The organism is Micromonospora sp. NBC_00821, from assembly GCF_036347035.1.
GTDB classification, from domain to species: Bacteria; Actinomycetota; Actinomycetes; order Mycobacteriales; family Micromonosporaceae; genus Micromonospora; species Micromonospora hortensis.
Genome location: NZ_CP108880.1, coordinates 830,386 through 857,248, shown reverse-complemented (window position 1 = coordinate 857,248; position 26,863 = coordinate 830,386). Strand labels below are relative to the sequence as shown.

24 protein-coding genes are annotated in these 26,863 nt (G+C 71.6%); 5 read left to right on the top strand and 19 right to left on the bottom strand.

Annotated features, from left to right (window positions below):
• Positions 1-82 precede the first annotated feature (82 nt).
• Both OHB44_RS04040 and OHB44_RS04035 read left to right on the top strand, forming a co-directional pair.
• Positions 83-1,546, top strand: coding sequence for a multicopper oxidase family protein (locus OHB44_RS04040; RefSeq protein ID WP_330439656.1), 1,464 nt, complete (start codon positions 83-85; stop codon positions 1,544-1,546).
• A 19-nt stretch (positions 1,547-1,565) separates the two neighbouring features.
• Positions 1,566-2,000 (top strand): SRPBCC family protein, encoded by a 435-nt coding sequence (locus tag OHB44_RS04035; RefSeq protein WP_238683699.1) that lies wholly within the window; start codon positions 1,566-1,568, stop codon positions 1,998-2,000.
• Between the two features lie 97 nt (positions 2,001-2,097).
• Here OHB44_RS04035 and OHB44_RS04030 read toward each other — a convergent pair whose 3' ends face one another.
• The 8 genes from OHB44_RS04030 to OHB44_RS03995 form a co-directional block, all read right to left on the bottom strand.
• Entirely contained in the window at positions 2,098-3,381 is a 1,284-nt protein-coding gene (locus OHB44_RS04030) for a cellulose binding domain-containing protein (protein WP_330439655.1), read from the bottom strand.
• 208 nt (positions 3,382-3,589) lie between these two features.
• Positions 3,590-4,735 (bottom strand): alanine racemase, encoded by a 1,146-nt coding sequence (locus tag OHB44_RS04025; RefSeq protein WP_238683701.1) that lies wholly within the window; start codon positions 4,733-4,735, stop codon positions 3,590-3,592.
• Positions 4,732-6,330: an IucA/IucC family protein gene (locus tag OHB44_RS04020; RefSeq protein ID WP_330439653.1), complete on the bottom strand. Its 1,599-nt coding sequence runs from the start codon at positions 6,328-6,330 to the stop codon at positions 4,732-4,734. Before OHB44_RS04020 ends, OHB44_RS04025 begins: the two co-directional genes overlap by 4 nt.
• Entirely contained in the window at positions 6,327-7,955 is a 1,629-nt protein-coding gene (locus OHB44_RS04015; protein WP_330439652.1) for an IucA/IucC family siderophore biosynthesis protein, read from the bottom strand. The genes OHB44_RS04020 and OHB44_RS04015 overlap by 4 nt, the downstream gene beginning before the upstream one ends.
• Positions 7,952-9,121, bottom strand: a complete 1,170-nt coding sequence (locus tag OHB44_RS04010; RefSeq protein ID WP_330441180.1) for an ATP-grasp domain-containing protein — start codon at positions 9,119-9,121, stop codon at positions 7,952-7,954. Before OHB44_RS04010 ends, OHB44_RS04015 begins: the two co-directional genes overlap by 4 nt.
• A gap of 50 nt (positions 9,122-9,171) precedes the next feature.
• Positions 9,172-10,671 carry an MFS transporter gene (locus OHB44_RS04005; protein ID WP_330439651.1) on the bottom strand — a complete coding sequence of 500 codons (1,500 nt, stop codon included), beginning with the start codon at positions 10,669-10,671 and terminating at the stop codon, positions 9,172-9,174.
• Positions 10,668-11,939 (bottom strand): MFS transporter, encoded by a 1,272-nt coding sequence (locus OHB44_RS04000; protein ID WP_330439650.1) that lies wholly within the window; start codon positions 11,937-11,939, stop codon positions 10,668-10,670. The genes OHB44_RS04005 and OHB44_RS04000 overlap by 4 nt, the downstream gene beginning before the upstream one ends.
• The gene (locus OHB44_RS03995) at positions 11,936-12,646 is read right to left on the bottom strand and encodes a siderophore-interacting protein (RefSeq protein ID WP_266303771.1); all 711 of its coding nucleotides are present in this window, start codon (positions 12,644-12,646) and stop codon (positions 11,936-11,938) included. The genes OHB44_RS04000 and OHB44_RS03995 overlap by 4 nt, the downstream gene beginning before the upstream one ends.
• Before the next feature lie 81 nt (positions 12,647-12,727).
• Here OHB44_RS03995 and OHB44_RS03990 point away from each other — a divergent pair, with 81 nt between their 5' ends.
• Positions 12,728-13,288, top strand: coding sequence for a GNAT family N-acetyltransferase (locus OHB44_RS03990; RefSeq protein WP_266303772.1), 561 nt, complete (start codon positions 12,728-12,730; stop codon positions 13,286-13,288).
• A 33-nt stretch (positions 13,289-13,321) separates the two neighbouring features.
• Here the strand turns inward: OHB44_RS03990 and OHB44_RS03985 are convergent, their stop codons facing one another.
• Genes OHB44_RS03985 through OHB44_RS03975 form a run of 3 tightly spaced genes read right to left on the bottom strand, consistent with a single transcriptional unit; the run spans position 13,322 to position 16,602 of the window.
• Positions 13,322-14,020: a hypothetical protein gene (locus OHB44_RS03985; RefSeq protein WP_238683709.1), complete on the bottom strand. Its 699-nt coding sequence runs from the start codon at positions 14,018-14,020 to the stop codon at positions 13,322-13,324.
• A 24-nt stretch (positions 14,021-14,044) separates the two neighbouring features.
• The gene (locus OHB44_RS03980; RefSeq protein WP_266303773.1) at positions 14,045-14,707 is read right to left on the bottom strand and encodes a DUF305 domain-containing protein; all 663 of its coding nucleotides are present in this window, start codon (positions 14,705-14,707) and stop codon (positions 14,045-14,047) included.
• Positions 14,708-14,721: 14 nt separating this feature from the next.
• The gene (locus OHB44_RS03975; RefSeq protein WP_266303774.1) at positions 14,722-16,602 is read right to left on the bottom strand and encodes a sigma-70 family RNA polymerase sigma factor; all 1,881 of its coding nucleotides are present in this window, start codon (positions 16,600-16,602) and stop codon (positions 14,722-14,724) included.
• A 321-nt stretch (positions 16,603-16,923) separates the two neighbouring features.
• Between OHB44_RS03975 and OHB44_RS03970 the strand changes: the two genes are divergently transcribed.
• Positions 16,924-17,109, top strand: a complete 186-nt coding sequence (locus OHB44_RS03970) for a hypothetical protein (RefSeq protein ID WP_330439648.1) — start codon at positions 16,924-16,926, stop codon at positions 17,107-17,109.
• Positions 17,110-17,338: 229 nt separating this feature from the next.
• Entirely contained in the window at positions 17,339-18,139 is an 801-nt protein-coding gene (locus OHB44_RS03965) for an RNA polymerase sigma factor SigF (RefSeq protein WP_330439647.1), read from the top strand.
• A gap of 6 nt (positions 18,140-18,145) precedes the next feature.
• Here the strand turns inward: OHB44_RS03965 and OHB44_RS03960 are convergent, their stop codons facing one another.
• The 8 genes from OHB44_RS03960 to OHB44_RS03925 form a co-directional block, all read right to left on the bottom strand.
• Positions 18,146-19,213: a DUF2855 family protein gene (locus OHB44_RS03960; protein ID WP_330439646.1), complete on the bottom strand. Its 1,068-nt coding sequence runs from the start codon at positions 19,211-19,213 to the stop codon at positions 18,146-18,148.
• Between the two features lie 69 nt (positions 19,214-19,282).
• Positions 19,283-20,497, bottom strand: a complete 1,215-nt coding sequence (locus tag OHB44_RS03955) for a PP2C family protein-serine/threonine phosphatase (protein ID WP_266303778.1) — start codon at positions 20,495-20,497, stop codon at positions 19,283-19,285.
• A 30-nt stretch (positions 20,498-20,527) separates the two neighbouring features.
• The gene (locus OHB44_RS03950; RefSeq protein WP_330439645.1) at positions 20,528-22,018 is read right to left on the bottom strand and encodes a glycoside hydrolase family 130 protein; all 1,491 of its coding nucleotides are present in this window, start codon (positions 22,016-22,018) and stop codon (positions 20,528-20,530) included.
• Positions 22,015-23,067, bottom strand: coding sequence for a glycosyltransferase (locus OHB44_RS03945; protein WP_238683717.1), 1,053 nt, complete (start codon positions 23,065-23,067; stop codon positions 22,015-22,017). The genes OHB44_RS03950 and OHB44_RS03945 overlap by 4 nt, the downstream gene beginning before the upstream one ends.
• A complete protein-coding gene (locus tag OHB44_RS03940; protein ID WP_266303780.1) occupies positions 23,064-24,200 on the bottom strand; it encodes a glycosyltransferase in 1,137 nt (378 codons plus the stop codon). The genes OHB44_RS03945 and OHB44_RS03940 overlap by 4 nt, the downstream gene beginning before the upstream one ends.
• A gap of 115 nt (positions 24,201-24,315) precedes the next feature.
• A complete protein-coding gene (locus OHB44_RS03935) occupies positions 24,316-25,320 on the bottom strand; it encodes a glycosyltransferase family 4 protein (RefSeq protein ID WP_238683719.1) in 1,005 nt (334 codons plus the stop codon).
• Positions 25,317-25,490: a hypothetical protein gene (locus tag OHB44_RS03930; protein ID WP_238683720.1), complete on the bottom strand. Its 174-nt coding sequence runs from the start codon at positions 25,488-25,490 to the stop codon at positions 25,317-25,319. Before OHB44_RS03930 ends, OHB44_RS03935 begins: the two co-directional genes overlap by 4 nt.
• A 289-nt stretch (positions 25,491-25,779) precedes the next feature.
• Positions 25,780-26,811, bottom strand: a complete 1,032-nt coding sequence (locus OHB44_RS03925) for a medium chain dehydrogenase/reductase family protein (protein ID WP_238683721.1) — start codon at positions 26,809-26,811, stop codon at positions 25,780-25,782.
• Positions 26,812-26,863 lie beyond the last annotated feature (52 nt).

Below are 26,863 nucleotides of genomic sequence, written 5' to 3'. Positions count from 1 at the left end.
CCGCGACCAGTTTTCGACGGCGCGTCGAGGGGCCTGCCCGACAGTTCACCCGAGACCTCGACCACCAGGAGTGGAGCGACCAATGGTGAGCAGACGCAACGTCATGAAGGCCGGTGCCACCGCGGGAGCAGCCGCGCTGGTCACGGCCACCGCGGCGGCGGCGGCCCGCGGTTCCACCCCGTCCGCGACACCGGTCCACGGCCCCCACACCGGCCATGGAAAAACGGCACACGTCGCGGCCGTCACCGCCCCGTTCGCTGTCCGGATGCCGATACCGCCCGTGCAGCAGCCGATCGCCTCGGTAGCCAACACCGACTTCTACGTCGTTTCCACCCGTAAGGCTCAAGCGGAGATCCTGCCCGGGACGCGTACCGAAGTGTTGACCTATGACGGGCTCTTTCCCGGCCCGACGTTCCGGGTAAAGACGGGCCGGCTCGCGGTCATCGCCCACAGCAACCACCTCGACATGCCGACCGCGGTGCACGTGCACGGAGGCCACACACCGTCGAGCAGCGACGGGTTCCCGACCGACGTGCTGGACCCGGGGAAGAGCCGGATCTACAGCTATCCCAACAAGCAGCGGGCGGCCACGCTCTGGTATCACGACCACGCCCACCACATGGAGGCCGAGCACGTGTTCCGCGGGCTCGCCGGCTTCTTCCTGATCGACGACCCAGCCCAGGCCGAACTGCGGTTGCCCTCCGGCAACCACGACATCCCGATCATGTTGCGCGACGCGCGGTTCGCCGACGACGCGAGCCTGGTCTTCGAACACGACGACTTCCAGTTCCGCAACACGATCCTCGTCAACGGCAAGCCGCAGCCCTACTTCCCGGTGGCCGCCCGCAAGTACCGGCTGCGCTTCGTCAACGCGTCCAACCTCCGCACGTTCACCCTGCGGCTCGGCAACGACGCCGAGGTCGCCCAGATCGCGAGTGACGGCGGGCTGCTCGCCGGGCCGACGCCGATCCGCTCGTGGAGCCTGACGCCCGGCGAGCGGATCGAGATCGTCGTCGACTTCGGCGCGTTCCCGGTCGGCAGCCAGGTCTTCCTCGACGACGCGGTGGCCGGGCCGGTGCTGCGCTTCGACGTCAACCGGGCTGCCGCCGACACCAGCCGGGTGCCCGACCGGCTGAGCACCATCCCCGCGCTGCCGGCGGCCACGAAGGAGCGGGCGTTCACGCTCAACTTCAACCCGTCGACCGGCCAGTTCCTCATCAACGGGCAGCAGTTCGACGCCGAACGGGTTGATACCGAGATCAAACGCAACACGACCGAGGTGTGGACGGTGACGAACGGCGACACGCTCTTCGGCATCCCGCACAACTTCCACCCCCACCTGGTCCAGTTCCGGGTGCTGGATCGCAACGGTCAGCCGCCGGCGCCGGGCGAGGCCGGGGTGAAGGACACCATCTCGGTGGGGCCGGGCGAGACGGTCCGACTCCAGGCGACATTCGGGCCATACCTTGGCCGATATGTCTACCATTGCCACATGATCGACCATTCGGCGAGTGGGATGATGGCACAGATGAAGATCATTCCCTGACCCCTGAGAAAGGTTTCTTGTGCCCTCGGCAGAGAAGACTGTGCAGATTGGACGGACCCCCGAGGCCGTCTTCGCCTTTCTCGCCCGCGGCGAGAACGACGCGCGCTGGCGTCCCAACGTGCTCGACGTCGCGCGCGTCTCCGGCGAGGGGGTCGGCGCTCGCTACAAACAGGGGCTCAAGGGCCCCGGTGGGAGCCGCATCCCTGCCGACTACGAGGTGACCGGGTTCGAGCCGGGTCGACGTCTGGCGTTCCAGGCGACCGGCAGCGTGGTACGCACCCAGGGCGAATACACGCTCACCCCGGCCGACGGCGGCGGGACGCGGCTCACGCTGAAGCTGGCGTGGCAGCCGAGCGGGCTGTCGCGCTTCCTCGGCCCGGTCGTCGGCAAGACGTTCGAGGAGGAGATCGCCGCCCTCGACGCCCTTCGCGACCTGCTGGAGAGCGAAGCCTGAGCGCGGCGTGAGCCGGTGGCGCCGGCGGCAACCGCCGCCAGTGGATGTCGCCCGAGGGCCCGGAGCCAACTGGCTCCGGGCCCTCATCCTGTCGAACTCAAGGACTGGCGCAGGTGACGTTGCTGGGTGCGGTGGCACCGTTGCCGGTGGCGGTGAACCCGAAGGTGGTGGAGGCGCTCGGGCCGACCGTGCCGTTGTAGGCGGCGTTCTTGACGGTGACACTGCCGGTGGTGCCCGTGTTGGTGCCGCTCCAGAGACTGCTGATGGCCTGACCACTGGCCAGGGTCAGGCCCACCGTCCAGCCGTTCAGGGGCGCTGTGGAGTTGTTGGCCACTGTCACCTCAGCCTGGAAGCCGCCGGGCCAGGTGTTGAGCGTCCGGTAGGTGGCAGCGCAGGTGCCGGGCTCACCGGTCGGCGGCGGGGTGGTCGGCGGATCGGTGGGCGGGTCGGTCGGCGGCGGGGTCGTCGGAGGCGTGGTCGACTCGAACTGGCTGAAGAACCTCCAGATCTCACCCGACGTCCAGGTCCGCGAGTCGTTGGGACTGCCCGACCCGTCCACCGGGCTTGGGGTGTGGTCCCCGTCGAACGCCGCCCACTGCACGGGGTAGCCGGCCCGGCAACCCGCGTACGTGGTGGTGATGTGGGTGAGGCTGCCCCGGCTCGGCTCGCGGGGGCTCTGCGCGGTGCACCCGTTGTTGCGCACGAACGTGTCGCGCAGCTGCCGACCCTGGGAGATGTTCAGCACGCTGTCGTAGATGCCGTGGATGCCGAAGTAGGCGACCGGCTGCGTACCCCCGTTGCATCCGCTGAGGTTCGCGCCGGATATGACGGTGACCGCGCGGATGATCGTGGGCCGGGCACAGGCCACCGCGTAACTCATCGCCCCGCCGTAGCTCCAGCCCAGGGCGAAGCGCTGGGTGGTGTCCACGCACAGATCGTTCTCGATCTGCCGGGAGATGTCGTCGAAGAGGGTCAGGTCCCGACCGTTGGTGTTGGCCCAGCCGGCGTTGAGACCCTGCGGAGCAACGAAGATCGTGCTGTTGTTCGACAGCGGCTGGAGCCCGTAGTAACCGGCCGAGGTGACGTTGTTGGCTGATCCGTTCAACCAGTGGAAGCCGAAAATCAGCCGGTACTGGCGGTTACGGTCGTACCCGTCCGGGATCCGCAGGTTGTACGTACGGCTCTGGCCGCTGCTCTGAATCGTCCGCGTCCCGGTGGCGAGTGTGGGGGCCTTGCCGCAGCCGGCGGTCGCCGCGAGGGTGCCGTTGGTGGCGGCCACCGCCGTCGCACCGAAACCGCCGCTCAACGCGGCGCCGGTGGTGGCCGCGAGGAGAAGCGCCGCGGCCGCGATGGATGGGAGGAAGAACCTACGTCTGAGCATTGCTTGGGCTCCTTGCCGTTCGACGACAAACAGTGGTCGCCAGGCATCAACGGGGGCCCGGACTGGTCACCGACCGGAAAGGCGGGAGGGGCGGACCCCTCGGCGCGTCTTCGCCGGCTGGCTCGGGTGACCGGGAGCGTGCCCTTCACTCCCGGGTGAAAGATAGCATGTTATCGATAACACGCCGAGCTGATCGCGCCTCGCGGGCTCACGTCCCGAGCGGCCGGGCCGCCCACTCGGCCGCCACTTCGTGCAGGTCACCGGTGCGGAAACGCGGGGGCTCGTGCAGCAGGAAGTCACGGTGGCTGATGTTCCAGGCGTACGCCCCGGCCATGGCGAAGGCCAGCACGTCGCCCACGCCGATCGGCCCCGCGGTGACCGACCGGGACAGCACGTCCTTCGGGGTGCAGAGCTGCCCGACCACTGTGACCGGCCCGCCGTCGGTGCGGGGGCCGCCGGCACCCGGTCGCGGGTGCACAGTGAACGGCTGCGCGTGTCCCTTCGCCGCCGGAGTCCGCAGGTGGTGCGTCCCGCCGGCCACCACCACGAACCACTCGCCGTAGGAGCGCTTCACGTCGACGACCTCGGTGAGGTACGCCCCGCAGTAGGCGGTGACCGACCGGCCCGGCTCGATGCGCAGCCGCACGCCCGGATGCCTGTCGAGGACGTCCGTCAGGGCCTGGCCGTAGCCGTCCCAGTCGAATCGCGCGTCCGGGTCGGTGTAGTCGACTGTCATGCCGCCGCCGACGTCCACCTCGGCCGCGTCGACCTCGGCCGCAGCCCAACCGACCACGGCGGCGGCGACAGTCGCGGCGAGCGGCGCGTCCAGTCCACTGGCCAGGTGGGCGTGGATGCCGCGTACGTCGATGCCGGCGGGCGGGCGGCGGGCGCACGCGATCGCATCGGCCGGGTCCATGCCGAACGGGCTCGGTCCACCGCCCATGACCAGGCTCGCGCCCGGCGCGTCGACCGGCAGGTTCACCCGCAGCAGCACCTGGGCCGACCGGCCAGCCGCGGTGGCCAGCGCGCCGAGTCGCGCCAGCTCGGTGGGTGACTCGACGTGGATGCGGTGCACCCCGGCGGAGAGAGCGGCGGCGAGGTCCGCGTCGGTCTTGCCCGGCCCGGCGTAGGCGGCCGGCGCCCGTCCCGGCAGCACCTCGGCCAGCCTGCGCAGCTCGCCCCGGCTGGCGGCCTCGAACCCGTCGACGATCGGGGCGAGGGTTCGCAGCACACCGGGATCCGGGTTGGCCTTGACCGCGTAGAGCAGCTCGACCGGCTGGGGCAGCGCCGCCCGGATGGCTCGGGCCTGCCCGGCGAGCGCGTCGAGGTCGTGGACGTAGACCGGGCGGGTCATCGTGGCCCACCCATCGGGTTCGGCACCGGCACGAACGGTGCGGCCCGGTCGGCGTCACGCCGCCACCGGACCAGCAGGTTCGCCTTGGCCAGCAGCGGCTCCCCGGTCAGCAGCGGGTGCAGCTCCTCCGGCTCACCGAGGTCGGCGGCCACCGCCTCGACGACGGCGCGCAGCTCCTGCCACAGCCGCCGTTCGATTCCCGGTCGCGCGTCGGCGAGGGCCCCACTGATCCCACCGAGGTGGTTGACGAACAGGCAGTAGACGATCCGGCGATGGGCGGCCCGGGGACCGTAGCGGACCTGCGCCGGGACGCCGTCCGGCCAGGTATCCCACCGATTGGCGTCCAGCTTCACCCCCTCCAGGTCGCGCAGCAGCATCCGTACCGGGCGGCGGTCCCGGTCGAGCACGACGACCACGTTCTGCAGGTGCGCCTCGTGCACGACGCCGTGGCTGAGCCAGCTGCGCAGCACCGCCGGCACCAGCAGGCCGACGTACGCGCGCCACCAGGCCACCGGGTCCGGTGTCACCAGCGGCGTCGCGGCCAGCGCCGCCGCGAGCACCGGGGTGTCGCCCGGACGCAGGTGCGGACGCAGGCCGTCGCGCAGGATCGTTCCGTACGCCTCGTCCGGGCCGGGTACGTCGACGGTGCGGTAGGCGGGCTCGGCGAGCAGCCCCACCCCGTCCGGCAGCGGCACCCGGGCCAGCAGGTCGGTCAGCGCCACCGCGCCGGTGAGTTCGTAACGCGCGTTCTTGCGCAGGCAGTTGGTGATCCGCACGTGCAGGCTGGTCTTCACGAACAGGTCGGCCTCGGGGGCGTAGAGGGTGCGGACGCTCGCCGTGGGTCGTACCGGCACACCGGCCGCCCCCAGGTCGCGCAGCCGTGGGTGGGTGGGCGGCATCAGCGACAGCTGCCAGGGGTGCACCGGCAGGACGCGGTGCCCGCGTGGGGGCCGTGGCGGGTCGAGCGCGGCCACCAGCGGATCGAACGGCCCGGCGTCGGCGATCAGGTCGTCCGGTACGGCCAGCCAGTGCAGCCGGAACGCCGTGCGCAGCTCCGGTGCGTACGCCCGCCACCTGTCCGGGTCGCCGCTGCGCCACTTCGGGGTGGGGTGGTGCGGGTGGCCGAAGACCAGCGACTGCTCGGAGTCGACGTACGCGTCGATGGCGGGCTCACCGGTGGGGGTCGGATCCTCGGCCGGTCGGTCGGCCAGCAGTCGGGCCACTGTGTCCCGGCTGGCCCGGACCTGCTCGGCGAACTCGTCGTTGACCAGGCCGGTACGTGTGGTGAGTTCCGCCGCTACCAGGGCGGCCAACCCGTCCGCGTCCAGGTCTTCCCACCGCCCGCCGCCGGTGGTGCGTTGGACCGGGCCGGTGTAGCGGTGCGCGCCGATCGGCGAGGTTCGCGCGACCTCGCAGCGCACCGTGACATCGAGGTGCCGCAGTGGCAGCCGGACGGCGCCGTCGACAACTGTCGGGGTGCCGTCCGGCGGGGCCAGCTCGCGCAGCAGGCAGCCGAAGACGGCGTGGGCGGCGGCCAGGTCGGCGCGCTGAGCGGTGTCGCTGGCCGGCCGGGAGCGCAACTGGGCGCTCGTCATCGTGTCTCCCGGAGGTAGTTCGGGCCGGTACGCAGGTAGTACTTGTTGATGTCGGCGCAGCCCAACCGCTGTTTGGGCAACAGGGTGCCGGCGGTGATCATCGCCTTGATGGGCAGCTGGGTGGCGTGCAGGACCCGCTCGGTGAAGGTCCGCGCCGCCGGTCCGTCGCCCCACCGGTCGCGGGCGGCGGCGAGCCGGGGCACCAGCGCCTCGGCGGGTGTCGGCACGGGCAGCCCCCGGGCGGCCAGGGCGACCAGTGGCGCGGCGGCGGCCAGGTGCAGGGTGATGGTGATGAACACGTCGGCCAACTCGAGCGGGTCGCGCGCCCACATCCGGTCGTCGTGCAGGGCGAGCCCGTTCGTGCCGTCGTGCCGCCTGTCGAGCCGGGCGCCGTCGTTGTCCTTGTAGAGCAGGCCGACAGTGCCGTCCGGGTGCACCAACAGGTGGATGTTCTGCGGGTGCGCCTCCAGTGCGATCCCGTGGCGTAGCAAGAGGAAGACGTGCCAGTCGAGCAGCAACTCCAGGTAGGACTCCAGCAGCGCGACGGGCCGCTGCGGGCTGATCCGTTCCAGGACCGTGCCCGCCACCGGATCGGCGGCGGCGAGGGCCGCTACCGGCACCACCTGGACGCCGGCCAGGTCGCGCGGAAATCGGCGCAGCAGGAAACCGCGGCGCTCGTCGCCGTCGACGTGCGCCCAGGTGCTCTCGTCGACGTGCCGGATCCGACCGGCGAAGCTGGGTTCGGCGGTGGCGATCCGGTCGAGCAGTCCGGCGACGGCGGCGCCGTCGGCAAGCGAGCCCGGTTGCAGTGTGCGTCGGTTACGCGCGCCGAGACTCGCGGTCGGCAGCGGCAGCTTGAGATGCAGGTACGGGTCGTGGTCGAGCGCCACCGTCCGCATGGAGAGGGTGGGTCGCACCGGGGTCACCGGCAGGTCGGCCACCGGGAGCGCGTCGCGGGCCACCGTGATCGGATGTGCCGGCAGCAGCAGCTGATCCGGTCGCGGCGCGCGCGGCCACCACGATGGAAGCTCGCCCGCGAGCCGGACGTCCTCGGCCGGGGCGGCGTACCAGCGCAGCGCGAACCGTGGGGCGTGCTCCGGGGCGTACCGGAGCAGTTCGTCGTCGCGCAGACCGTGCCGGCACCGGTCGGTGGGGTACACGGGGTGGCCGTGGTGGGCGGCGAGCACGTCGTCCAGGAGCGCCGCCGGCAGACCGGTCGGGGTGAGCGCGCGTTCGGCGGCCACCTCGGTGAACACCCGCGCCCGGCTGCGGGCGGCAAGCCGTCGGGCCCGCAGGTCGGCGCGGCACTCGACGCCGAAGTCCCGCCAGCCGGCCTCGGCCTCGGCGTTGTCGCGTGGGGCGAGCAGGGTCACCAGCCCGTCCAACGTCTCCGTACGCTGCGTTTCGCCGGCGCGGGTCACCAGCAGCACCATCGGCGCGGCGCTGCGCAGAGTCTGCTGGAACCCGTCCGCCCGGACCGGTATGCGCAGCAGGCCAGCGGGGTGTGGCACCTGCCACCAGTCGGGCCCGTCCGGTCGACCGGCGCTGCGCAGCCCGAGGTGGTCCTCGCGCAGCAGGGCGTCGAGCACCCGGGTGAAGACCTCCCGCTCGCAGTCGTCGCTCACTCGACTATGGTCCACTGGAGGCCGTTGCGGAGGGCGGTCAGCGACTGCCGGACGGTGCCCTCGTCGGGGCCGATTCCGTGCAGCACGGCCAGGTAGTCGCGGTTCGTGCCGGTGTGCTCGGCGGTGCGGCCCACCTCGCGCAGCGGACGGCAGCCCAGTCGGACGTCGCCGTGGACGGTGTCGAGTGGGCCCGGTGCGGCGACGAGTCGGCCGGACCGGTCCGCGCAGACGTACTCGACGTGGGCGTAGCGGTCGACGGTGTCGGGTAGGCCGAGGGCGGCCAGCGGCTCGCCCAGGTGCAGCCGGATGACGTACTCGAACAACGGGACACCGAGCAGGTCGGCGAGGATCAGGTCCATCCGGTCGCCGATGAGGCGGTAGTTCACCTCGATCAGCCGGACCCGGCCGTCGGAGACGACGTACTCGGTGTGGCAGGCGCCGAAGCCGACCCCGAGCGCGTCGAGCCGCGCCCGCAGCTGGGTGCGCGCCTGCTCCGCCGGGGGCGACCAGGCGAGGCTCTCCTCGGTGAAGGTCGGCGGCGGACCGAGGCCGGTACGCCATCCGCCGAGGGAGGCCAGCTCGGCGCCGTCGCCGAGGGTCTCGAAGGTCCGCAGCTCGCCGTCGAGGTACTCCTCGACCACCAGTGCCACGTCCGGCCGCCGGCCACGGATCTCGGCGACCCGGGCGACCAGCTCGGCGTGGTCGGCCACCAGGTACGCGTCTTCACTGGCCACCCCCTCGCGGGGTTTGACCACCGCCGGGAACATCCCGGTCGGCACGTCCGGCGTGGTGTCGGGGTCGATGGTGACGGTGCGGACCAGATCGAGGCCGGCAGCGGCGATCGCCCGGCGGGCCGCGGCCTTGTCCTTGCAGAGACGGGCGGCGTCCGGGTCCTTGCCGGGCAGGCCGAGCTTTCGAGCGGCGATCGCGGTGGCCTCCTGGAGATGGTCGCTGTTGGACAGTAGCGCCACCGCTCGGGTGGCTGCCGCCGCCGCGACCACGGCGGCCGGGTCGCGGACCGCGCAGCGCGCCACAGGCACGTCGGCAGGCCAATCGGCCGGCCGGTCGGTCAACACGGTGGCCGACAGCCCGAGCGACGCCGCCGCCGGGAGAAACCCGTCCAGGACGGCGTCGGTGGGGTTGAGCGCGGTCAGGTAGAGCCGCATACCGCCTCCGTCGACTACCACGATGTGACTATTAGGGTGGCCTACCCTTATTAGACGGTTTTGGTGCGATCTGCCCGGTGCAGCAACCCCGCGGCGACCAGGCCACCGATCAACACCGCAGCCGCGCCCACCAACTGCCCCATCTCCAGCGCCGAGGCGAAGGCGACAGTCACGGCCTCCCGTTCGGCCCCGTCACCTGCGGCGGCGAGAGCCGCCGGGAACGACCCGGCACCGGCCAGGGCCGCCGGCAGCAGCGCCGCGAACCGGGCGTTCAGCACGGCACCCAGCACCGCGATGCCGAGGCTGCTGCCGACCTCGGTCATGGTGCCGTCGACACCCGCGCCCGCGCCGGCCTTCGCCGCCGGGATCGCGCTCATCACCGCCTCGACGATGGCCGGATTGGCGAGCGCGCACCCAACACCCATGACGAGCAGCCCGACCAGCAGCACCGCGTACCCGTCGGACGGGAAGAGGGTGACCAGCGCGAGACCGGCCGCGAGCAGCGTCATGCCAACGGCGATGGCGACCGCCAGGCCGAGCCGGCGGATCACACTCGCGACGACGCCGCTGACGTTGAGCAGCACGATGGACAGCGCGAAGGGCGCCATCCGCAGACCGGCCTCCCAGGCGGGATAACCCCTGACGAACTGGAGGTGCTGGGTGAGCAGGAACAGCGCGCCGGTGGCGCCGAACGTGATCAGCACGACGCCGGAGATCGCACCGACGAAGCGCCGGTCCCGGAAGAAGCGCATGTCCAGCATCGGGTGCGCGATCCGTCGCTCCCACCGCACGAAGACACCGAGCAGGAGTACGCCGACGACCCCCGCGCCGATCACAGCGGTCGACGCCCACCCGCGCTCCGGCCCGGAGATGATCGCCCAGACGACAGCGGTCAGGCCGGCGGTGGAGAGCACCGCGCCGAGCACGTCGAGTCGGCCGCCGGCCGGCCCGCGGGACTCGGGGACCAGCGCGCGGCCGACGAGCAGGCAGACCAGCACGATCGGCACGTTCATCAGGAAGATCGCGCCCCACGGCAGATGCGCGAGGATCGTGCCGCCGATCGGCGGCCCGATGGCGAAGCCCAACGCGCTGGTGGCGGCCCAGATGCCGATCGCCCGGGAGCGCTCGGCCGCGTCGAAGACCTGCATCGCCACCGCGAGCGTCGCGGTGACCAGCAACGCGCCACCGACTCCCATCCCGGCCCGCGCGGCGATCAACTGCCCACTGGTGCTGGCCAGACCGGCGGCCAGCGAGCCGACCCCGAAGAGGACCAGACCGGCGAGCAGCATCCGACGACGGCCGTACCGATCGGCGGCGCTACCCGCGGTGAGCAACAACCCGGACAACACCAACGCGTACGCGTTGATCATCCATTGCACCTCGGCGGTGCTGGCACCCAACTCGGTGGTGAGCACCGGCACCGCCACGGTCAGCACCGTGTTGTCCAACACCACTACCAGTTGCGCGACGCACAGCACGGCCAGGATGAGCCATCGCTGTGGCAGTCGTGCCGATGTCGTGGTGTCGGTGGTCGGCTGAACGGTGGTCACGCCACCGCCTTGACGCCGTCCACTGCGGGCTGCTCGGTCGACTGCTCGGCCGTCGGGCCGACGGCGGGGCCGGGCCGGTGCGGGAATCGCCGCTGGTGAGAGAGGCCGAGGGCGACCCCGGCGGCCACCAGCACGATGGCCGCGACAGCTACCGCCGGATAGCCGACCCGGTCGGCCGCCGCGAGACCGATGGACGCGGCCACGAACGAGCAGACCAGGCCGAACGACGACAGCACAGTGAAGTCGGTGCCGCCGGTGTCGGGCCGGGAGTAGTCCATGTTGACCGTGTAGAGCACGACGTTGGCGATGGTGTAGGCCACCATGAAGCAGCAGAGCGCGGCGACCGTCCCGCCCAGCGGAGCGTTGCCGTTCATCAGCGGCAGCAGCAGCAACGTCGACACGGTGAGCGCCACGCCGCCGACCACCAGCACTCCACTGCGCCCGAACCGCCCGATCCCGAGCCCCGCGACAAGGCCCGCCACGATGGCCGGGGCGCTGATCACCACGCCGGTGACGACGCCGATCCGACCCAACGACCACCCGGCGTCGACCAGGGCCGGGGTGACCAGGGCGTACGCCATGCCCGCACCGACGTAGACCAGCGGCACCACGCCGAAGGTCCACCACCGGCAGCCCGGCTGGCCGAACACCGACAGCAACGCCCGGTAGGCAGCGCCGACCCGTTCCACCCGATCGGTGCGGGGAGGCTCCCGGAACCGCCACACCACCACCAGGCCGACCGCCGTCATCGCGGCCAGCAGGCCGATCGCCGGCACCCAGCCGAACTGGTCGTAGACCAGGACGCAGGCGCCACCGCCGAGCAGGTTGCCGAGGTAGCTAGCGGCGACCTGGATGCCGTTGCCGGTGCCCCGGGCCGAGTCGGCCAACATCCGGACCGCGACGGCGTCCACCGCGATGTCCTGGGTGGCCGAGAAGAACACGTACGCGGCGCAGATCGCGATGATCGGGCCGAGCGCGTCGGCCGGGCTGGCGAACGGCAGCAGCGCCAGCAGGGCGAGCACCAGGGCGGTCTGGAGCACGAGCAGCCAGGAGCGGTAGTGGCCGCGGTGCCGTGAGCCGTACCGGTCGAGGATCGGCGCCCAGAGGAACTTGATGGGCCAGATCAGGCCGACGATCTGCAACAGCGCCAGCGTGTCCAGCGAGGTGCCGCCGTCGCGCAGGATGGCGGTGAGCCCAACGGTGATGAAGCCGACGCCGAGGTACTGGGTGACGTACAGCGCGGTCAGGGTGCCGAGGCGGCCCTTCATGCCGCTTTCCAGTAGCCGAGGGAGGTCAACCGGTCCTTGTCGACGCCCAGCGTCTTGCGCAGGTGTCGGGTGATGCCCCGGGTGGTGGCCGCCTCGCAGGCCACCCAGTAGTGGCCAGCGCCGCTGGTCGGCACTGCCGAGCAGACCGTGTCGACGAGATGCTGACCCGCTTCGCGCCGCGGCACCCAGGTGACGTCGTGGTGCGCCCGGGCCCGCAGCGCGAGTGCCTTCTCGCCCTCGTGGGCGTACTCCAGCCACACCGTCGCCGGAATGTTGGCGCCGGCGTCGAGCAGGCTGTTCACCGCGGGCAGCGAGGCCGCGTCGCCGATCAGGTAGAGGTGCTCGGGCGCCGGGTCGGGCAGCTCGAAGGCGCTGCCCTGCATCGTCGCGCTGATGGTGTCGCCAACCGTGGCCGTGGTGGCCCAGCGGGCCGCACAACCGTCGTGGATGGCGAACTCGAGTGTGAATCGGCCGGTGGCCGGATCGGGGTCCACCAGCGTGTACGCGCGCTGGTGGACCCGGCCGTCGTTGTCGAACCACAGCCGGATCCACATCGTGGGGTGCACCCCGCACGTCTCCAGCAGGCCGCCCCCGTCCATGAGGAGCCGCTGGTAGTGCCCGTCGATCGACTCGGTGCTCAGGACGGTCAACTGAAAGTCCCGCCCTCCCATGGCCTTGAGGACCAGGGCCTCCCAGTTCCGTTTCACGCACCCCTCCAGGTAAGGTCATCCTTGGTTAGGGGAGGTTAACCTAAGTTGCGCCCCGGATGGAACAGAGGACAGCGCCCGATGACGTACCAGGAGAAGATCGCCGGTCTCGGCGAGCTGTCGTTGGTGACCGTGGACCCGGACCGGGACGCCGCACTCCTGCACGGTTGGGTGACCCTGCCCCGCAACTCCTTCTGGGGCATGGGTTCGCACAGCCTCGAAGAGGTCCGCGAGATCTATGCCTTTGTGGACAGTCTGCCCACGCACCACGCGTACCTGATCAGTGTCGACGGGGAGCCGGTCGGCCTCTTCCAGAGCTATCAGCCCGAGGCGGACCCGGTCGGCGAGCGCTACCCCGTCCAGCCCGGTGACGTGGGGATGCACCTGCTGCTCAGCCCCGACCGACGCCTCGCCCGCAGCCTCACCAACGCGGCCGGCCCGGCCGTCGCCCGCTTCCTGTTCCGCGACCCGGCCGCGCAGCGGATCGTTGTGGAGCCGGACGTCCGCAACCACCTCGCCCTGCGCCGGCTGGAGATCGAGGGCTTCACCTTCGACGCCGAGATCGACATGCCGGACAAGCGTGCCCAACTGGCGTTCCTGACCCGCGCCCGGTTCGCCGAGAGGCACCCGACGCCGGCCTGACCAGCGCCGTCAGCCGACGGCCCCTGGCGACCGTCAGCCGTTGGCGTTCCAGAACCCGACGAGGGTCGCTGTCCACCAGGCGAGCTGCGAGATCGTGGCAGCGGCGACACCCGGCAGCAGGGCGGACCAGGGTGGGCGGCCCCGCACGGCCACGAGTCGATCCCGGACCCGGCCGAGGAACAGCCCGTTGATGCCGACCACCAACACCGCGAGCAACTTGACCCAGACCAACGCGGACGACGTGTCCGGTCCGAGGGCGGTCCCACTGGCGAGCAGACCCACCAGACCCAGCCAGATGAGCAGGTGCGCGCCGCGGGCGGCGGTCAGCACGGTGCCGAGCGGTTCCTGGCGCAGCAGCCAACGCAGGCTGAACCAGTCCACAGTCAGCACCGCGCCGAAGCCCACCACGAGGCAGGTCAGGTGGCAGAAGAGGGCGACCATCCGCGCACCCGGAGAGAGGGTGACGTGCGGCGCGACCAGGATCGCGATCAGCCAGCCGAGACTGACCGTCAGCACCGAGGCGACGATGGTGGCCCGGCCGGCGGCGCGACGGTGGCCGCCGCGCCAGCCGGCCGCCGGCACCGGGGCGACCGTGTCGGGCGGTGACGCGTTGTGGGTCCGGTGCGTCGCGCGGCGCACCGGGCGGACGGTGTCCGACGTGACGGCACGGTGGGCGGGACGGGACGCCCGGGTCGGGGGTTTGACGTCGGCGCGCAGGTCAGACGTCCGCATCGACCGGTCCTCTGGGCCGCATGTTCAGCCGCCCGGCGCGGCGGGAGGCGCGCCGGGCCGGTTGTCCAGCGTGTTCAGCTCGGCGGCCCGCGCCTGCTGGATCCGGCCTGCGAGCGCCCTCAGCTCCGGGCTTCCCCCGGCGGTCTGCTCGCCCCGGCACAGCACCACAGTCTGCGCGAGGTGCGCCCGGATCAGGCCAGCCGCCCGGGACGACACCTCCGCGTCGGACGCGGCACGTAGCTCGGCGAGGCTGGCCTGGGTGACCATCCCTGGCATCTGATGGCCCTCGTGGATGTTCAGCTCCGGCACGTTTCCCGCGGCCAACAGCCCACGCAGGTCCCGCAACTCCGCCTGATGGGCCTTTCGGACCTCGCCGAGGAGAGCCCGTAGCGACGGATCCGCCGGGCGGGTGTCGAGCTGATCGATCAGCGCGAGCGCTCCCTCGTTCATCGGGATCAGCAGTTGAATGAAGGCATCATCGGTGCCGTTGAGCACCACCGGGGCGGTCGGCGCCGCAGCGGCCGTCGACGCTGCCACCGACGACGCTGCTGGTGCCTGGTCGGTGCGGCCCCAGCCCTGGGTGAGCCCGACGGCCACCGCCGTGGCGGCCAGTGTCGCGACGACGCCGACCAGCCGCCCGGCCCGCACGCGAAGCCCTCGGCGCTGCACCGTGATCTGCTCGTCCATCCGTTCGCCGGTGCTCAACGGGCCGCTTGGAACGCGCGGCCGACCACTGTCGCCTCGGTCCCGTCGCTGAACAACCCGGACCGATCCTTGTCCGTGGCGGGTAGCCCGAACCAGGCGTAGCGCTGCAGGTAGGGGAGTTGGCCGAGCATGGCGGTGGCCGCCGTGAGGAAGGCCGCCTGCTGCTGCTGACTGGGGAACTGCGAACCGCCACCGGCGAAGCGGATCAGCGCGAACTCGGTCAGCCAGATCGGCTTCCGGTACCGCTGGTAGACGGCCTGGAGGTACTGCCGGAGTTGGGCCACCGCGGCGGCGGTCGTGAAGTCGGCACCGAACCAGTGCAGCGTGATGAAGTCCACCCGGTGGCCGCGGGCCTGGGCCCCGGTCATGAACCTGTCCAGCCAACCCTGCGGGTCCGGCCCACCCCAGGCGACCGCCGGGCTGCCCAGCTTGCTGCCCGTCGCCATCAGCTGCGGCCACAGGTCCAACGCCTGCTCGACTGTCATGTTCGCCTGCTCAGGCATGTCCGGCTCGTTGAAGGTGAGCAGGTACGGCCCGGCGGCCTTGGCCCGAGCCAGCTCCGCAGCGGTGACGTTCTCCGCGCTGCGGATCATCGGCACGAACGTCGCACCGCGCGGCGTGCTGATCCCCGGGTGCTGGGTGCCCCAGGTGTAGTACCAGCTGGCCTTGGAGTTCGCCAACGCCTGAGTCGCCCCGGCGAAGTTCCACACCCCGACGCCCTTGCGGGCGGAGCTGACCGCCGGCGCGACCGGCGCCTTCGACGAGGGGCGTGCGCTCGGCGAGGGCGCGACGCTCGGGGCGGCGACGGTGGGCGCGGCAGACGGCGGCGCCGCCCACGAGGGCGCGGACGGATCGTCCGGCTGGATCACCACCGCCATGGTGATGGCCAGGACGGCGGCGGCCACACCGGCGGCGAGGGACGGCACGAGGCCACGGGGCCGGCTCACCGCGAGGTCGACGACACTCGGGCCGCCGCTGGCATCGGTGGGCACCGCGCTCTGTGGGGTCGGCCCGCCGGCGGATCCGGCCGTCGGGCCGGACGGCGCGACGGCCTGCGCGGCGGCTGCCGGGGCGGCAGCGCTCGGCAGGTGGGCGCCGAGACCCGCCGGCAGCGGCAGCAACGGCATACCGGCGAGCAGCCGGTCGATCGGCAGGAGGGTGGTGCCCAACCGTCCACAGAACGCGCAGTCGCGGACGTGTCGAGCCAGTCGTTTGCGCCACAGCGAGCTGGGCGTGCCGTCCCACTCGGCGGTCACGGCGCCCAGGTCCGGGCAGCCGGGGCGGGCGCGGAGCGCGCGTACGACGCCACGGGCGCTCTGGATCTGCTCCTTCATCCGGTGGATCCGCACCGCGACGTGCCCGGGTGACAACCCGAGCGCGTCGGCGACCTCGTTGCGGGTGATCTCGCCGGTCTCCTCCAGCCACCACAGCGAGAGCAGTTCCTGATCGTCCGGGTCGAGCCAGCGGGTCGCCTCGGCGACCTCACGTCGTTGGTCGGTGAGGCCGAGCCGGAGGATTGTCATCCCCGCGAAGTCGGAGGCGGGGTCGGGCACGTTGTGGATCGCGTCCAGCCCGGCGTCGCGGTTGAGCGCGACACGTCGGCGCGTCTCCCAGTCACGCACCTGACGGATGGTGATCGCCACCAGCCAGGACCGGTATGCCGCCGGGTCGTTGAGCGCGGGCAGGTACCGGATCACCCGTACCAACGTCTCCTGGACCACGTCGTCGACGTCGGCGTGCCCGCGCAGCGCACGCCCGACGATGTTGTAGACCAGCGGGAGCGAGGCCGCCACGACGTCGTCGAGAGCGCGCTGGTCGCCCTGCCGGGCCGCGACGACCAACCCGACATCGGGCAGTGCTCGACCGGCTGACGACATGGGTCTCACTCCTTGGGTGCTCATCCGCGCGGCGCCCACGCTGGGTGTGCTGACCGCCCTCAAGATCGGAGACTCGCGGCAGCGGGTGGGATTACAGAATTCCCGGGCGCCCGGTTCGCCACAAGCGAGACGGGTCCGTCGGCGGCGCATATGTGGTGCCGGCGCCGGGTATGGTGCGGGGTGTCGGTGTCGCCGGGCGTTCGCCCGTGCACAGGACACCAGCATTCGGGCGCCAGCGTGTGCGCCGAAGCGTCACCAGGTCGCACGGCCGACGTTGCCGAGGCCCCAGACGCACCCCTCTCGTAGAGACAGGATCCCTGCATGACATCGAACGACAACGGTCGACCCGCCCTGTTCCTCGCCACGTCGCACGGTGACGTGTTGGACGGACCGGCGGTGACCTTCGACAGCAGCGAGGAGGCCATGCGGCAACTGCGCCACCCGTTCGCCGTGAAGCCGGCCCAACCGGCCGCGACCGCCGCCGACGCCTCGGATCAGCGCGGCTGATCCCCGCCCGCTCGCCCCTTAAACGCCTAGCCTCATACTTTCGGCTAGAAAATAGTCGGTCTTTCGGGTAGTGTCCGGGTCATCAAGTGAACGACATGACGCGGTGGCGAGGCCCGTGCTCGTGGCCTTGCGACAGCGCACCTTCGCCCGTACGTGCGCCCCGGCGGCAGCCGGTTCGGAGACTCTTCCGGTCGACTCGATCGACGGGCCTGCGGGAAGGACCACCCACATGGCCACCATTGTCGACAACGCCACCACCGTCGATCAGCGGAGCAGCGAGCAGGACCCGGACGACCTCCTCGCCGTCCTGGCGGCGACCCCGGCGGACTCTCCCCGCCGCCCGGCAGTGCGGGACCGCGCCATCGAGGCGTGGCTGCCGCTCGCCCGGCACCTGGCGCGCCGCTACGGCGGGCGCGGCGCACCCGACGACGACCTGGTCCAGACCGCCTGCGTCGGGCTCATCAAGGCCGTTGACAACTTCGACCCCGACCGGGGTGTCGACTTCAGCGGGTACGCCATTCCCACCATCATCGGCGAGATCAAGCGATACTTTCGGGACCGCACCTGGGCGGTGCGCGTGCCCCGCCGCCTCCAGGAGCTGCGCCTGTCGATCAGCGCGGCGAACAGCGCCCTGACCCAGACCCTCGGCCGCTCGCCGACCGTCGCCGACATCGCCTCCTACCTCGACGTGACCGAGGAGACCGTCCTGGAAGGGCTGGAGGGCGCGCGCGCCTACCGGGCCACCTCGCTGTCCACCCCGACCGGGGCTGACGGCAGCCGGGAACTCGGGGACACCCTCGGCGACGACGACAGCGCGTTCGACCTCGTCGAGATCCGCGTCGCCCTCGGCCCGGCCCTCGCCACGCTGCCGGAACGCGAGCGCCAGATCCTGAGCCTGCGCTTCCACGGCAACCTGACCCAGGCTCAGATCGCCGACCGGATCGGCGTCTCACAGATGCACGTGTCCCGGCTGATCACCCGCTCGCTGGCCGCACTGCGTCACCAGCTCAGCCCGGACATCGCCGCCTGAGCCCGATCAAAGTTGGATGACGTGGCCCACCCGTGGCGGCGTACGACCGGCGAGAACGTCGAGCCAGGCGTGTCGCAGCGCCTCCGGCCCGGCACCCACCCGAACGTCCAACCATCCGCTCACCACTGCGGCGAAGCGTTGCCAGGCCTCGGTGAACCGCTGGTCGAGGCCGTCGCGGCCCCAGTCGTGGCTGCGCTTGCGCATCTGCACCGGCGCGAAGAACACCTCCTCGGCGGCGTCGGCGTTCGGCGTCTGGTTGGTGAGCCCGACCGCGATGTCCCGGACGAGCCGATCGCCGAGGCGTCGACGCAGGGCGGCACGGGTCGAGGGTGCCCCGGACAGGTCGAGGTAGACGGTCGGGACCACGTCGAGGGCGTCGATGTCGTCGTACGACACGACCTCGTCGTAGCAGCCGAGCGACCGGGTGAACTCCAGGTTGCCCGGTGAGGTGAGACCGACCAGGCGCGGCCCGCGCCGGTGCAGCTCGAACGCGGCGGCGTACGCGGTCTTGCTCGACGCCGACGACACCAGCAGCGCCTCGGCACCGTAGAAGTCGTTGTCGACGACCTGATCGGCCAGCATGAACGAGGTGAAGAACAGCGGCCGGAAAAGGATCAGCAGATCCTCCTGGTCGCGCTGGTACGCCGGGTCGCCGGTGGTCGACCGGTACGCGTTGTACGGCGACGGCAGCTCGGCCCGGTGCGGGCTCGCCTCCCGGAACCCGGACACGTCCACCCGGTCCGGCCGCACCACGAGGTGACCGGCGGGCGGGAGGTAGCCGTAGATCCGTTGCCCCACCTCGACGCCGGCCACCGCCGAGGCGACCACGTCGGCGAAGCCCCAGAGCGGCGGCAGGCCCCACTGCGGCCCGAGGCCCTGGGCCGCCGGCGGAAAGAACTGCCAGTACCGCATCGAGTCGCCGAGCACCGCGTAGGTCACGTTGTTGGCGGTGAGGCCGACGCGGTCCACGCGCAGCAGCGCCTCGCCGTCGGCCAGGGCGGGGGTGGAGCCATCGACGAGCGTGGTCCGCCCAAGGTCGTCACGCGCCACGGCGAAGGTCCATGAGTCAGCCATGAGGTGACGCTAGACAGCCTCACAACCGGAGACAAGTGCACTGGGAGTGCAAAATCCCACTGCGCGCGGTCAGTGTCGGAGCGCGGCGAGGTCGCGGAGGTGCGCGAGCGGCAGGTGCGGTGGCCGCCACTCCACGAAGAGGGCCGTCGCGTCGTCCTCGAGTTGGTCGTCCTGATAGCCGACGACCGCGCGGACCAGGCGACGCATCGTCTCCGGGCTGGGCAACCCGTCGTTCAGGGCACGGTTGACGAAGTCGACGAGCCGGTCCAGACCGAACTGCTCACCCTCCGCGCTGCGGGCGTCGGTGATGCCGTCGGTGTAGGCGAGTATGCGGTCGCCCGGGTGCAGATTCTCCACGTGCACCCGCGGTCGGCGAGGTGACAGGTGGCCCAGGCCGAGCGGCAACACGGTCGGCCCGGGTAGCTCCCGGACGGCCTTGCCGTCACGCAGCAACATCGCACCGGGATGCCCGGCGTTGATCATGCTGAGCTGACCGGTCTGGCGGTCCAACTCGATGAGCAACCCGGTCGCGAAGAAGTTCGGGTGCTCGGAGCGCACCCACCGGTCGATGCTGATCGCCGTGTCGACCAGGTCGAGGCCACACCGACGGGCATTGCGGTACGCGCTGACCACCAGCGAGGCCAGGGTGCTCGCCTTGATGCCGTGCCCGCAGGTGTCGAAGAGCCCGACGCTGAGCACGTCGTCGTTCAACGCGTAGTCGAAGATGTCGCCGCCGACGTCGTAACACGGTTCGAGGATGGCGGTGACCACCAGGTCGTCGGTGGCGAAGGTCAGCGGCGGGAGCAGGCCCCACACGATCTCGGCCGCGACCTGCATCGGCATCCGCCGCCGCATCCGCTCGACCACGTCACCGTAGAGCCGGCGGTTGACCAGGATCTGGGCGACGTTGACCGCCACCTCCCAGGCCGGGGCATCCATCGTCTCGTCGGCGGCGGCCGGGGAGACGATCTCCAGTACGCCCATCCGCTCACACCCGAGCAGCAGCGGCACCCACACCCGGTCCGGATTGTCGGGCGCACGCTGGATGTCGAGGGTGGTGAAGGCCCGGCCGGCGAGCGTCGTCTCGATCGGCAGCTGGTCCCGGTCGAGCCCCGCGCCGAGCAGCGGCACGAGCAGGGTCTGCGTGTAGTCGGCCAGATAGATCACGATCTCGCTGGCATCGAGAGCGGGCGCCGCGCGGGCGACCAGTTGCGACACCTCGTCCGGGCCACCCCGGGGCGCGTTGAGCTGCAACCAACGCACCACCTCGCCGACGTCAGCCATGCTCCACCTCCCCCCTGTCCAGCGGTGAGGCTACCTCGCCCCAGCGCATTCTCCGCCCGCCCCGACCATCGCGCCGAGGAGCGCGGACAACGGCACGGTGGCGAATCCCACTCGCGCGTCACTCGCCCCGTACGGCACCCACAGCTCACCGTCGTGCACGAGCGCACCGCAGGAATAGACGACGTTCGGCACGTACCCGTCCCGATCGTTGTCGTCGGGTGCGAGAAGCGCACCAGGCAGGTGGGCGACGACCCGCTCCGGTGTGTGCAGGTCGAGCAGGAGCGCACCGATCGCGTACCGACGCATCGGCCCGACGCCGTGGGTGAGCACGAGCCAGCCGACGTCGGTCTCGATCGGTGATCCGCAGTTGCCGACCTGGATAAGTTCCCAGCTCTCGCCCGGTGCGTGCAACGGGGTCGGGGCCTGCCAGCGGCTCTCGCCGTCCAGGGCGGTCAGGCCGATGGTCTCGCCGTCGGCACGGCACAGTGCCAGGTGCCGGCCGCCGACGGTACGCGGAAACAGCGCGAGCCCCTTGTTGCGGGCACCTGGTCCGCGCATCGGGGTCATCTCGAAACGGCGCAGGTCGTCGCTGGCCAGCGCGCGGGTGGCGATGTTCCGGCCGTCGTAGGCGGTGTAGGTGGCCCGGTACACCGGCCCGGATTCATCGACGAAGCGGACGAACCGGGCGTCCTCCATGCCGTTGCTCTCCGCCGGGGTCGCCGGCCACAGCACCCGTTCGTGCAGGGCCGTGTCCGCGGGGAAGGCAGTGGCGTAGCTACCGGCGTTGGTACGACGCAGTTGTTCGACGGTCGCCAACCCGGTGCTGCGGGAGAGCAGATCGGGTGGCAGGTTGCCGAGCACCCGCTCGAAGGCGGCCCCGTCGTACCACTCGGGCAACGCGTCCAGCACGGTGGCAGCGACCTCGTTGTCGCAGCCCTCCTCGGCCAAGCCGGCAACGAGCAGGTCCCGACGGTGCCGTACGCCAGTCCGTTGCCCGACGGCCAACGGCCCGGCCCGGTCGGCGATCCTGAGCTGTTCACCTGGTCCGACGATCGCGGTGGCGAAACCGATAGAGGACACGTGGCCCTCCCCGACCTGGCGCAGGCTGATGGCGACGCGCAGTTGCCCCGGGCCGAGACCGCCCTGGTCCGGGTGGACCACCATCGACGGGTTGCACAGGGCGGCGGCCTCGACGGCGTACTCGTGGCTGAAGTAGGCGCCGACCAGCAGCCGGCTGCTCGGTGAGAGGTCCCGGGCCCGTGCGGCGCGGTGCCGGACCAGCTCGTAGTGGTGGTGGAAGGTGCCGGCCAGGTCGCGGTGCCGGGCGCCGAACCGGTCGAGGGTTTCCCGCAGCAGCCGTGCGGTCTCCTCGTCGTCGAGCTGCCCGACCCGGTCGATCAGCGCCTGCGCGCGGGTCCGTACCACGGCGGCGTCCTCACCCGGCACGAAGAGCTTGACGATGACGCGGCGCGGATCCGGGGTGAGAGTGACGTCCTGTCGGACGGCCAGACTCCCTGTCACGACCACCGCCGGGCGTGCTGCAGCGTGGAGATGAGCGCGAGGGTGGACTCGGCGCCCTGGTTGAGGTTGGGCCCGTGCGCGGTCAGCCCGTCGTAGCCACCGCCGGTCGCCGGATCCCACATCGGCGTGCCGAGGTCGTTGTCGCCGAGGAACCACCCGACCGCCTGCCGCACCCCGTCGTCCCACGCCGGGTCACCGGTGACGGTGGCCGCCGTGGCGCAGGCATCGGCGAAGGCGGCGACCTCGATCGGCTGCTGGTCGTGGTGCAGCCGTACGGCGCCGCGCCGCCAACCTCCGGCCGGTACGACCGACAGCCGCCCGTCGCGGAGCTGGACATCGCGCAGCCAGGTCAACATGCGTAGGCCATCGTCGAGAGGTGGGCCACCCTCGCGAAGCTGACTCGCGGCGATGACCACCTCGGCGAGGGCGGCACTGGCGTACGTCAGCTCCTGCCGTGGCCACGGCCACCCCGCGTCGGAGGCCGGCGGGCCGATCGTGCTGGCCGCGTCCGCCAGCAGGGACGCGGCGGCGACGTGACCCGGGTGACGGCGAAGCACCTCGGCCGCGCCCAGACCGGCGAAGGCCATCGTGTGCGGGGCCTTGGCCCGGCGGGCGGCACCCCGACTGAAGGCGACCAGCGCCTCCTCGCGTACCCATGGGGCGGGGCTGCGGGCGACGGCAGTGCCCAGGCCCCACAGAGCTCGACCCCACCAGTCGCCGAGCCCTGCCTCGTCGACCCAGCGCCGGTCGTGCCCGAGCCGGTTGCGGAACGCTCCGCCAGCGTCCTGCGCGTGGGTCAGGAACGCCAGGTAACCCTCCGCCAGCCGGAGCAGTTCCTCGCTCGGCTCCGGCTCGCGGCTCACGACCAGCAGGCCACGGGCCACGTCGTCGGTGCAGTAACCATGCTCACGCCGGACGATGGCGTGCCGTGCGTGCTCGAACAGGCCGGTGTCATCGCTGAGCCGAGCCAGGTGCGCGAAGCTGGGCGCGGGTGCCGTCACCCAGCGCCCACCCGTCGACGTCCGGGAGCGTCCGGTGGTCGCCGTCACGCCGGCACGGCGCTGATGGCGGGTTTGCGGGCGTCGACGAGCTCTTCGGCGAGAGCGCCGTAGCGGGCCGCCACCGCAGGCCAACGCAGGTGCGCGGCCAGCGGACGAACCCGTCCGGCCAGCCGGGCGGCCAGGCCCGGTTCGATCAGGACCCGCCGGATCGCCTTGGCCAGTGCCGCCGGGTTCTGGTGGGGTACGACCAGGCCGGGCCCACCGGTCAGCAGCTCGACGGCGTGCGGGAACGCCGTCGCCACGACGGGCACTCCGGCGGCCACCGCTTCGATGAGTACTCCGGAGGTGACCTGTTCGCGGGAGTCGTAGGGCAGCACGACCACGTCGGCGGAGCGGATCAACCGGCCCAGCGCCTCCTGGTCGTGGTAGACGTCCTGGTAGTCGACGGCGTGCGCGACGCCCAACTGGGCACCGAGCTGGTGCAGCCCCGCCCGGTACGCCTCACCGTGGTGCTCGATCACCTTCGGGTGGGTCCGCCCCGCCACCGTGTAGGTCGGAGTCGGTTCCAGATCCTGCAAGCGCGCGAGGGCCCGCAACGACCACTCGATGCCCTTGCCCGGCCCGAGCAGCCCCCAGGTCAACAAGTGCGGGCGGGTACGTCGGTCGACGGGCACACCGGCGAGTTCGGCCGCGCCGTGCGGGATCACGGTCACCTTGCCCGGTGGCACGGCGTACCCGACGAGCAGCCGGTCGCGGGCCGTGTCGGTCATCGTGACGACCGCCCCGGCGGTCGCCACGATCTGCTCCAACAGGGATTTCTGCCGGGCCGAGGGCTGGCTGAGCACTGTGTGCAGCACCACGATGCTCGGCACGCTGAGCCGCCGCAGCAACGGCAGGACCTCCTCGCCGTCGGTGCCGGGGTAGATGCCGTACTCGTGCTGGACGATCGCCACGTCGTACGCGTTCAGAGCGGCCGCAGCCTCCCGCCAGCCGGCCGGGTTACGCGCCGACCAGGTGTGCACCACCCCGGGTACGGGCCGCTGGTCGTCGCCGTGATCGGTGACCCGGACGATGCCGCCGCGGGTGCCGTCGGCGGTCAACTGGGCGGCGAGGGCCGCGTTGAAGGTGGCCAGTCCGCACCGGGTCGGTGGGTGGGTGCTGAGGAATCCGTAGCTGAGCATGAACGTCGGGCCTTCCGGTTGTCGGCCACCGCAGGAGTACGGGTGAGCCTCACGCGGGGACGGCGCACGCCGGTCAGCGTGTGTGACCGGCGGAACGGAGAGCGGTGCAGTTCAGTCAGTTGCCGACGAGCTTGTCGTAGACGGCGAGATAGTCGGTGACCATCCGGTCCGCGCTGAAGCGCTTCAACGCCAGCGCCCGACACTGCACCCGATCGAGGCCGGCGACCTGGGTGATCGCTTCGACGGCCTGGTCGACGGTGGAGACGAGGAGACCCGTCACCCCTTCGTCGACGACCTCGGGCATGGACCCTCGCTTGTAGGCGACGACCGGTGTGCCACAGACCATCGATTCCACCACCGACAGCCCGAACGGCTCGTCGAAGGCGATCGGGTGCAGCAGTGCGGTGCTGTCACCCAGCACCTCGGCACGCCGTCGCGGACCCACCGACCCGAGGAAGATGACCTGGTCGCCGTCGATGTGTGGGGCGACCTGCTCAGCGAAGTACCGCTCGTCCTGCACGATCCCGCAGATGGTGAGGGGCCGGCCGGCGCGGCGGGCGATCTCGATCGCGGTGTGGGTGCCCTTGTCCGGGTGGATCCGGCCGAAGGCGGCCAGCCCAGGACCGGCCTCATTGGTGAACGGCAGTCCGGCGACATCGACGCCGTGGTAGACCGTGGCCACGTAGTCCAGCTCCGGCGCCCGGTCGGCGTCGGAGATCGACACGTACGACGAGCGGGCTCGGCCATAGGCGGGCAGGATCCCCGCGCCGGAGAAACCGTGCACTGTGGTCAGCAGTGGCGCGCGGCAGTGCTCCGCGAACGCCAGCGGCAGCCAGTCCAGGTGACTGTGCACCAGGTCGAACTGCGCCGAGCGGGCCATCGCGTGGGAGACGTGCATCGCCTCCCACACCCGACCGTCCAGATCAGGGTCGTCCGCGTACCCCCGTGGGCAGACTCCGTCGAGCTGGGCGGACGTGACGGAGTCCAGTGTCGCGAAGAGCGTCACGTCGACCCCGCGGCTGACCAGCCCCTCGGCGAGCAAGCCGGTCACCTGCTCCCACGGGCCGTAGTGGTGCGGGGGCGTACGCCAGGCGACCGGTCCGAGCAGCGCAACCCTCAAGGGGAGGACGCGTCGACGAGATCAGCTGGGTTGAGGTTCAGGGTGGCGAGCAGCCCCGAGTGCTTGGCCGGGTCCACGCGCTCCGGCAGCTCGCGCTCGACCCAGTCGGCCCGCGCCTGCTGGCCCCGGTCGCGAAGTGCGGCGACGATCCGATCCCTGGCGATCCTCATCTGGTACTCCCTAGTTAAGGCGTTCGGAACAATTCGCACGGAGGGTGTACCCAAGTGCGCGCGTCGGGCAACCGACCGCCGGACACCGGCGACGCGGCGCCGGTCGGTCGGGACGCGGTCTGCGATCAGCCGACACGACCGTTACGTCGCGGCGATGGAGAAGATGAGCGGTAACGCCCCTGGCGGGCTGGTGGCGACGGCGTCTGGCGGCCACCGGGGTCCCGGGCGACATGTTCACCGTACGCCCTCGCGGCGTCCCGCCGCACCAGCGCCCTGGACGGGCCGGAGGTCAGGGCTCCAGCACCACCTTGCCGGCCCGGCTGCGGTTCTCGGCGAACACCAGTGCCGCGGAGACCTCGCTGAGGGGGTAGCGAGCGGCGATCTGCGGCACGATCACTCCCTGCCGTAGCAGGTCGAGCACGATGCCGAGGTCGGTGCGCAGGCGACGGCGGAACGCGGCGCGGCGGGTGAGCTGACCGGCCCAGAAGTTGTAGAAGCCGGCCCGGTGGCCGTTGGGCAGCGCGTTCCAGGTGTAGAGGCGGGTCAGCAGCTTCACGAAGACCCACGCGACCGACTGCCCGGTGCCCACGGCGGCGGCGTTGCCGTAGACGACCAGCTTGCCGCCGGGGGCGAGCAGGGCGTACGAGGTGCGTACGCCCGGGCCGGCGACCGGGTCGAAGACGGCGTCGACGCCACCGGGCGACAGAGCGCGGACCCGCGCGGCCATGTCCGGGTCGCGGTAGTCGAGCGGTTCGACGCCGAGCGCGCGCAGCCCGGCGTGGTGTCGTTCGGCGGCGGTGCCGATGACCCGCAGTCCGAGGTGTCGGCCGAGTTGGACGAGCACGCTCCCGACGCCGCCGTTCGCGCCGTGCACGAGGATCGTCTGCCCGGCCGTCAGGTCGGCGTCCCGCAGCATCTGCCAGGCGGTCACCCCGTTGACGACGACGGTCTCGGCCGCGGCGGGGTCCAGGCCGACGGGCACCGGGGCCAGGGCGTCGATGTCGACAATCGCGTGCGTGGCCCAGGCGCCGGTCTTGGTGACCGCCGCCACCCGGGTGCCGACCAGTGCGTCGTCGCCGCCGGGACCCACCGCCCGGACGGTGCCGACGAGGTCGTAGCCGGGCACGAACGGGAACTTCGGCTGGCCGGGGTAGAGCGCGTGGCGCATCTGCTGCTCGGCGAACGAGATGCCGGTGGCCTCGACCTGGACGAGTGCCTGCCCCGGGGCGGGGACGGGCATGGCGCGCCGGTGCAGCCGGAGGCCGTCGGGCTCCACCACGCCGGGCAGTACCACTTCGGTGATCGTCGTCTCGGTGGTCATCGGGGTTCTCCCTTGTTTGTAAGTGTGCACTCACACACTTGTCGGTCCAAAA